The organism is Thiohalocapsa halophila (genome assembly GCF_016583825.1).
GTDB classification, from domain to species: domain Bacteria; phylum Pseudomonadota; class Gammaproteobacteria; order Chromatiales; family Chromatiaceae; genus Thiohalocapsa; species Thiohalocapsa halophila.
In genome coordinates, this window is record NZ_NRRV01000297.1 from 1 (window position 1) to 511 (window position 511).

Annotated in this window: 1 protein-coding gene; it reads right to left on the bottom strand. The window is 65.9% G+C overall.

The genetic code is table 11. The annotated features are described in order from the left end of the window. Positions 1-469, bottom strand: a 469-nt coding sequence (locus CKO31_RS26470; RefSeq protein WP_200244019.1) for a hypothetical protein, incomplete at its 3' end; no start/stop codon positions are given. Positions 470-511 lie beyond the last annotated feature (42 nt).

Consider the following 511-nt stretch of genomic DNA (forward strand, 5'->3'; position numbering starts at 1 on the left):
TCCCGAAGACCGCGAGAACGAGGCCCAACAGCACCAGTACCGCGAGATTGGTCAGCAGGAACAAGGCGACGCGCACTGAATTGCCGCGGCGCGACAGGGCCGAACGCACGCGAAGCGCCTCTGGTCCAGATCTGTCCGATGCCCATCTTCGCGTGGCCAGGTCGATACTCAGTACCAGCGAAGCGAGCACCCAGTGGCCTGTACCCAGCGAGAGCGTGAAGGCGATGATTGCGAGGATGCTCGAGGGCGAGCGGTACCAAGGCCCCCCGGATCGCACCCGGGCACGCGCCCAGTGGAATGCGCTGTAGCCGATGATCGGTAGAGACACAATGCCCAGCGGCGGATAGAGCAATGCCGCGGACGTCGAGACGCCGAGAGCAATGTAGGCGGCACGCTCCGAGTACCGTACCGGCTCGAGATCGGTGATAGGCTCAAGCGTCGCGTCCCGCGTCCGGCTGTTCGGCTGCACCGCGTCCCGGGTCGGCCCCGACGGGGATCGTGCAGTCAAGCG